Source organism: Pontibacterium sp. (genome assembly GCF_041587635.1).
Classification (GTDB): domain Bacteria; phylum Pseudomonadota; class Gammaproteobacteria; order Pseudomonadales; family Balneatricaceae; genus Pontibacterium.
Map to the genome: position 1 here is coordinate 1 of NZ_JBFGYC010000173.1, position 7,047 is coordinate 7,047.

Here is a 7,047-nt window from a genome sequence, read left to right on the forward strand (position 1 = left end):
ATGCTGCTGGTGTTCAAGCGGCTACCGCAGCAAGCGTTCTGGCAATTGAAGACATTGAGCCAAAAGCGCTGACAGCGGATGTTGTGGAGATTCTATCTGGCGGGGGTATCAGCCAGCTTCAGTATGTTGGTGGAGATCTGGGTGACGACACGGTTCACGGCTTTGTTACTGCTACTGGTGACGCATGTACCGACACAAACTTGGGAGCTACCGTTGCTTCCCGTAGTAATGCAGTTGTAGCCGGCAACATTTTTATGACGCCAAAAGCAAATGGTTGTGGTTTCTCCCACACCTTGGCTGATACCGACCTAATTGCAGTATGGAAAGGCGGCTATGAGCGTGTAATGGGTCAGGCAGGTACAGGTTTTGATTCTGCTGCAGCCTTCGATTCAGAAGGAAACCCTGCACTGTTGGCTGTTGGCTTGGGTCCATCCTCCACTCTGTTTAATGCAAATCAGCTGGGTGGTATGACCACTGTACCTGTATACCGTCACGTCTCAGAGACTGAGTATAACCGCTTCGTAGCACTGTTTAACATTGGTACATACGGTGCCGCTGGTGTTCTTGTTGCGGGTGAACAGGCAACTCTGGCAGCAATCGTCGATGGCGCTGGCGACACCAAAGAAGAAGAACTGGGTGAATGGGATGGTACACGTAACACCATCTAATCGTACGACCGGTTAGCTGGAGTTCATATCTCCCGGGCCGGTCAGGGCAACCTGATCGGCCTTTTACGTTTCAAATTTCCCCCTTCTTCTTACCCGAGTCATCACTATGCAGTTGTTTAGTTTGGCATCTCTTTCTTTACGTCCGTCTATTATCCTTTCGCTGGTGTTATTGGCATTTAGCAGCCAAGCAAACGCGTCAAATAGTTCTGACACGGCGCCCGTCTCACCGCAATTCGAACCGGTTGTGCTGAACGAGTTCATTGATGCCAACCAACTTTCCGCGAAGATGATCGAAAAGCAGCAACGCCTGATGCTACCTCCTTCGACCATCCAGTTTGACGCTACGCTGATGGCTCCCCCAAAAGCCGGTCACTTTTCACTGGTTTACGATGCGTTAAACCTCTGGGGTGACGGGGATATGCCCGAAATCAGTCACAGTGCATTTGTGGGCGCGCAAGACGGACGTGTTATTGCCGTCTATGTCAGTCGATCGGCTGCCCAGCAATTGAAGTCAATGCCCCAAGACCAACTCACTCATTTTTATGCCGTTCATATCTACAACTACGCCAAAGGCCCGCGTTTAGTTGTGATCGGTGCGGAGATGATTCGCTAAGCAGAATCATTAATCGTGAATGATTCTGCAAAACAACATACGGACACCCAACGGCCGCCCTCGAAGAGGGCAGCTACAGCACACAACCGGAAGCACCCGTTTTGAAAAACCTGTTTAATAAACTGCTGCGCCGTAAAACTGAAACAGTGATTGACGATCATGTCACAGAGATCGCTCAAGATCCTGATGCGGTCAGTATCAATCCGTTTACCGGACAGCCGGTGGATCAACAGGACGATCAACTCCATCAGGATGTGGACCTCTCAGATACGATGGCTGAGGTGCCAAATAGCGCACCCGCACAACGTTTCAAACGACCGGATTTCAGTGCGTTGGTCGGATATTTTTCAGTTGGCCCAAGCTTTGCCATGATCGCGTTTCAAGCCGGCAGCTTTGGCTTGCGCGGTGCCTTGATCCGCAACTCCCGCCACTACGCCGTACCGGCTGTCGTGGCTGAATCCCGCAACGTAGACTTCACCCGAGCCATCGCCGAAGTGATGGAACAGCTGAAGCAGCATCAGCGTCGCCTGCCCAAACGCGCGATTCTGATCACCCCCAGCGTAGTTTCATCCTTAGTTGATCTACCGGTCAGCCCATTGCGTCCGCGTTCCGATGAACAGTTGCAGGAGCTGATCCGCTGGGAACTGGAAGGGGCGGTTACCCAGCAAAATAAACAGTGGTTAATCGGCTCCATGCTGGTCGAGCGCGGATACCTCAGTCCGCAGCAGCGTGATGAACTGGTCACAGAACTGCAGCTACGCCAGAGTCAGGGCGGTGAAAGCGCCATGATCCGTTTTGGAGATCTGGCCGTGCAGATGAAATACATCAGCTATGCACAGCTGGAGGAGTGCTTTTCCCTGCAGGGCAAATTGGTCGCACTGGATGATGATCTGGTGTACGGCTGGCAGGCCGAAGAGAACCTGTCAGACCAGACACTCAGTGACGAAGTGTTGCTCAGTGCCGAAGAGGACAATAACAGCGCCCACAAATGGCTGGTCAGCGGCATGAGCAAAGAAGTTCGCCGCCGCTGGGTGGGGGCATTTAACCTCAACGGTCTGAAAATTGAAGCCTTTTATCCCTCCGTGGGCGCTAGCTTCGCCAGTTTGTCCCACCGCTGTACCGATCAGGAACAATGGCTGATTGAGCTGCATCTGGAACAACTGGCCTGCATCAGCGGGCATGCCGGGGGCGTGACCGAAATACAGGTCGCCGAACGTTTACCCGGTGCGGTTGATGCCCACCAGATCAACACCCTGACCGGCGTGTTGCCGTCCGATCTGAAAAACCTCTATATCAACCATCAGGAGCAGCTGGATGATCAGCAGTTACGCCAACTCAGCCAGGAGTTGGGCGTCAACCTACACAGCCTGACCCTGGATGTTCCGGATTTGGTCACACCTGATGGACTCAGTGACGATGCATTGCTCAGTCTCTCTGGCGCTGCTGATCACTTCCTGCATCATGTTTCCCGCGCGCGTCTGAGCTGGATCGCAGCGCGTGATATCGAACCGCCTATCTGGCAGAAACTGTTGCAACCCAAAACACTGAAGCTGTCCGCGGCCATAGTGGTGATATCTGCGTTATCCGGTTTTATGCTCTGGATGCACGCCAACATGTGGCAACAAGAGCAGCGCCTTTCAGAACTGAACGAAAAATTCGAGAAAGAATCAGCACTGCAAAAGCAATTTGGCACCATCATCAGTCAACAATCAGGGCTGAAAGGGCAGATCGCAGATGCACAACTGGAAGTAGAGAAAAATACCGCATTGTTGTCTCAACTCAGTCGAGAGCTGTCACAACAACAGCTGACGGTTCCCGTCCTGTTAAAAGCGATCAGCATCAGCATACCCGCAAGTGTAAAGCTGGTATCCGTGCAGCGCAGCGCGGAACACGTGCAGATCAGTGCCGAAGCGGGCGGTGATTCTCAGGGACAGGAATTTACCCATAACCTGAACCAACTGCTGAAACCGATGAATCTTCAGGTCCGTTCATCTGACGTCATTCATGACCCGGAGAACAGGACTCCGCTGCCTTACGCCATCGATATTGTGCTGCAAACCGCCGCCTCACCTCTCCAGCCCTCAACATTCACAACCCCGTCAGGAACACGCCCATGAGCTGGATCAGTGACAAATATCAGGCCCTGCCCGAACGTGATCGTAAGATGCTATGGATCTTCATCAGTTGTTCATTGGTGGCGGGCTATCTGTTCTGGGCCGCCGCTACTTGGGCACAGATGTTTGAGACACAAAAGATGGCTAACCGCAAAGCGGACCGAATCGAAAAGCGCTTAGGAAACGTCGATATTCCCAAACTGGAAGAGGGCATTTCCGAAGCGCATCTGGCGACCCTGAAAACCACTCTGGATAGCCAGACCCGCGAGCTGCGCAATCTGGCGAGCACACTGTTGCCGTTGAACGATGCCGGCGCCCGCGAAGCACTGAAGCTGGAACTCACTCAACTGGCCCAAAGCAGCATGTTACGGGTGAGCCGCCTGACTACCAGCAAAAACACGCTGCGCTCTAACCATCAGCATCTCGACGGACAGGCACTGCGCGAGCATTTTTCCAACCGGCCGCACTTTCTATTCTCGCTGGGTGGGCACTATCTCAACTTGATCACCTTTCTCGATGCGTTGCCCGAGCTGAGTTACCACATCTATGTCACCGACATTGCACTGGAAAGCGTACCCGACAGCGAAGGTTATCTGAAAATTCATCTCAGCCTACAGATGTAAGGTCCTGATTCAGGGCGGTATTTAAGGACTTAAACGTATTATGACCCAGACTGTTGAGAACCCACTAAATCACATCCAGCAGGCGCAACAGATCCGTGAATTGATGGACGCCTGCGCCACACTGGGCGCATCGGACCTTCACCTGTCCCATGGGCTACCCGCAACCTACCGTATCCGGGGGCAGATCCGTTCGTCCGGAGAGCACCAATACAATGGCGCCGAAGTCGATGCGATGGCCCGTGCATTAATGTCCAAACTGCAACAAGGTCAATTCCGGCAGGATATGACGCTGGATATGGGATTTAGCACCCAGCTGGGAAACCGTTTCAGGGTCAATGTATACCGCGAGCAGGGCAATACCGCGCTTGCGATCCGTTATCTGGACGGCAGTCTGAAAAGTACCTCAGAACTGGGCCTGCCTCCTCAGATGGAATACCTGGCACAGTTAAAAAGTGGGTTGGTATTGGTCTGCGGTGCCACAGGTTCCGGTAAAAGTACCACCCTGACCGCCATCCTGAACGATATCAACGAACATCAGGCCAAACACATCCTGACTGTGGAAGACCCGGTGGAATTTGTTCATCAGAACAAACAATCGATCGTCCACCAGCGCGAGCTGTACACCGATGTGCCTAACTTCGCCAGCGCAGTAAAAGCCGCCCTGCGTGAAGACCCGGATGTCATCATGGTCGGAGAGATGCGCGATCTGGAAACCATGCGCACCGCACTGACCGCCGCCGAAACCGGCCATCTGGTCTTTTCCACGCTGCACACCAATGATGCGGTCGGCGTAATCGAGCGACTGATTGGCAGTTTCCCCGGTAACGAACAAACCGTGGCCCGCCAACGTATCGCCCACGCCCTAAAAGCCGTCGTCGCACAAAACCTTGTACCTACAATGGACGGTAAAAGTCGCGCCGTGGTGGCAGAAATCCTAATGGTGAACACAGCAGTCGCCAACCTGATCGAATCATCCAAAAGTAAGCAGATCTACTCCGTGATGGAAAGTAGCACCCGTGAAGGGATGCAAACGCTAGATCAGGCATTGGCTCGCGTAGTTCGCTCAAAACAGATCACGGCTGACGCTGGCAGGATGTTATGCCGCGACCTGCAAACTTTTGAGCGTTTACTCAGCGCCAAAGGCGGGGCACGCTGATGGCGTTGCAGGAAAACACCCTGATTCAGGCGGGGGTCACGGCCGGACTGATCGATCCTCTGCAGTTACCCGAACTCAAAACACAAGCACGTCGGGCCGGAATCAATCTACCGGAACTGCTCTGCCGACACGGCCGCTACCCTCTCACCGCGTTATACCGAGCCTTGGCCGAAAGCCGCCAACTGCCGTTCTATGAACGGGGCGATATTCAGATTAAATCCGAGCTGCTGACACCTTTTAACGGTGATATTTTGCTGCGTCGTCTGTTCCTGCCGGTAGAACGGAACAACGAGTTAGTTGTGCTGCTGACCGACCCCGATGACCGTATGCCGGTGGATGCTGTCATGCGTTCATTGGGCCAACGTCCCCATATGGCGATGGCCGATCCACTGCTGATCGAAACCTGCCTGCGCCAGCATTTTAAGCTCTACGAAAACAATCAGGACGCGGTCTCGATCTTCGAAGCGATCATGAAAGAGGCCTATGTCTGCAAATCCACGGATCTGCACTTCGAACCGCTGGAAGAGGGCATGCAACTGCGTATGCGTCGGGACGGCAAGATGCATAACTACGAGCGCCCGATCGATCAGACGCTGGCCGAAGCGCTGATCAGCCGTATTAAGGTTCTCTCCGGGCTGGATATTGCCGAACAGAATATGGCGCAGGATGGCGGCTTTGCCTATCGCATCAGCGACTGGCCTGAAGCGGATGAGGTGGAGATGCGTGTTGCCACCATCCCGACCCGCTGGGGAGAACGGGCCACCCTGCGTATTTTAGGTCAGGACACCAGTAATCTGACCCTGTCCCAGCTGGGGATGCCGGACCCTGTATTGCAGCCAATGCGTGATGCCGTACGTAAACCCCATGGCATCGTATTGGTGACGGGACCTACGGGTAGCGGCAAAAGTACAACGCTATACGCAGCGCTGCGGGAACTGGATGCCAGCGAACTCAATATCCTGACCGTTGAAGACCCGATCGAGCAGGTGGTGGAAGGTACCGGACAGGTACAGGTTTCAGAGAAAGTCAGTTTCGCCAAAGCCCTGCGCTCATTTCTGCGTCATGATCCTGATGTGATGCTGGTGGGTGAGATCCGTGATAAAGAAACCGCCGAAACCGCCGTGCGTGCCGCCATGACCGGTCATATGGTGTTATCCACACTGCACACCAACAGCGCCGTTGCCTCCATCAACCGCCTTGTGGATATTGGCTGTCCGCGTTATCTCATCGCTTCCACACTCGTAGGTATTTTGGCCCAGAGACTGATTCGAAAGTTATGCACAGCCTGTCGAAAACCGCGTCCATCCACCGCCTCCGAACAGCGTCATCTTCAGGTGGATAAAACCGTCACACTCTACGAACCCTGCGGCTGTGCACAATGTCTTGGCAGCGGCTTCCGGGGGCGTATCGGCATCTACGAAACCCTGTGGATAGATTCAAAAATGGAAGTGCTGATTCATGAAGGCGCCGACGATGAAGCGCTGAAAAAATACGCCAACCAACAGCAGCTGTTGAGCACTTTATGGCAGGACGCTCGCCACAAAGTACTGGATGGCACCACCAGCCTGCATGAAGCCATGCATCTACATCAGGAATAGCAGGAGATATCTCATGGCAAAGTACAGATATAAGGCGCTCGATGCCCGCGGGCAGGAGAAAAAAGGGAATGTTGAAGCCGCCAGCCCGGCAGAAGCTACGGCACTGTTACGTTCTCGCTCCCTCCATGTATTGAAAGTCGAACTCGCTTCCAGCTTCAACCCGCTGCGCCTGCTCGCGATGTTGCGCCGTTCGCTATCACCCAAACGGTATGCCGGTATCAGCAGCGGTGATCTGGTGATGACCTTTCGTCAGCTTGCATTGATGCTCCGGGCGG

The 7,047-nt window shown here is 53.9% G+C and carries 7 protein-coding genes; all 7 read left to right on the top strand.

Annotated elements, in window-relative coordinates; all coding sequences use genetic code 11:
* On the top strand, positions 1–668 hold a 668-nt coding region (locus tag ABYW01_RS10180; protein WP_372832492.1), incomplete at its 5' end, for a hypothetical protein.
* Positions 669–774: 106 nt separating this feature from the next.
* Positions 775–1,281, top strand: a complete 507-nt coding sequence (locus tag ABYW01_RS10185; protein ID WP_372832493.1) for a hypothetical protein — start codon at positions 775–777, stop codon at positions 1,279–1,281.
* A gap of 101 nt (positions 1,282–1,382) precedes the next feature.
* Positions 1,383–3,398 carry a hypothetical protein gene (locus ABYW01_RS10190; protein ID WP_372832494.1) on the top strand — a complete coding sequence of 672 codons (2,016 nt, stop codon included), beginning with the start codon at positions 1,383–1,385 and terminating at the stop codon, positions 3,396–3,398.
* Positions 3,395–4,018: a hypothetical protein gene (locus tag ABYW01_RS10195; protein ID WP_372832495.1), complete on the top strand. Its 624-nt coding sequence runs from the start codon at positions 3,395–3,397 to the stop codon at positions 4,016–4,018. Before ABYW01_RS10190 ends, ABYW01_RS10195 begins: the two co-directional genes overlap by 4 nt.
* Positions 4,019–4,058: 40 nt before the next feature.
* Entirely contained in the window at positions 4,059–5,174 is a 1,116-nt protein-coding gene (locus ABYW01_RS10200; protein ID WP_372832497.1) for a type IV pilus twitching motility protein PilT, read from the top strand.
* A complete protein-coding gene (locus tag ABYW01_RS10205; protein WP_372832498.1) occupies positions 5,174–6,772 on the top strand; it encodes a GspE/PulE family protein in 1,599 nt (532 codons plus the stop codon). The genes ABYW01_RS10200 and ABYW01_RS10205 overlap by 1 nt, the downstream gene beginning before the upstream one ends.
* Positions 6,773–6,785: 13 nt before the next feature.
* A partial coding sequence (locus ABYW01_RS10210) for a hypothetical protein (RefSeq protein WP_372832499.1) occupies positions 6,786–7,047 on the top strand: 262 nt, incomplete at its 3' end.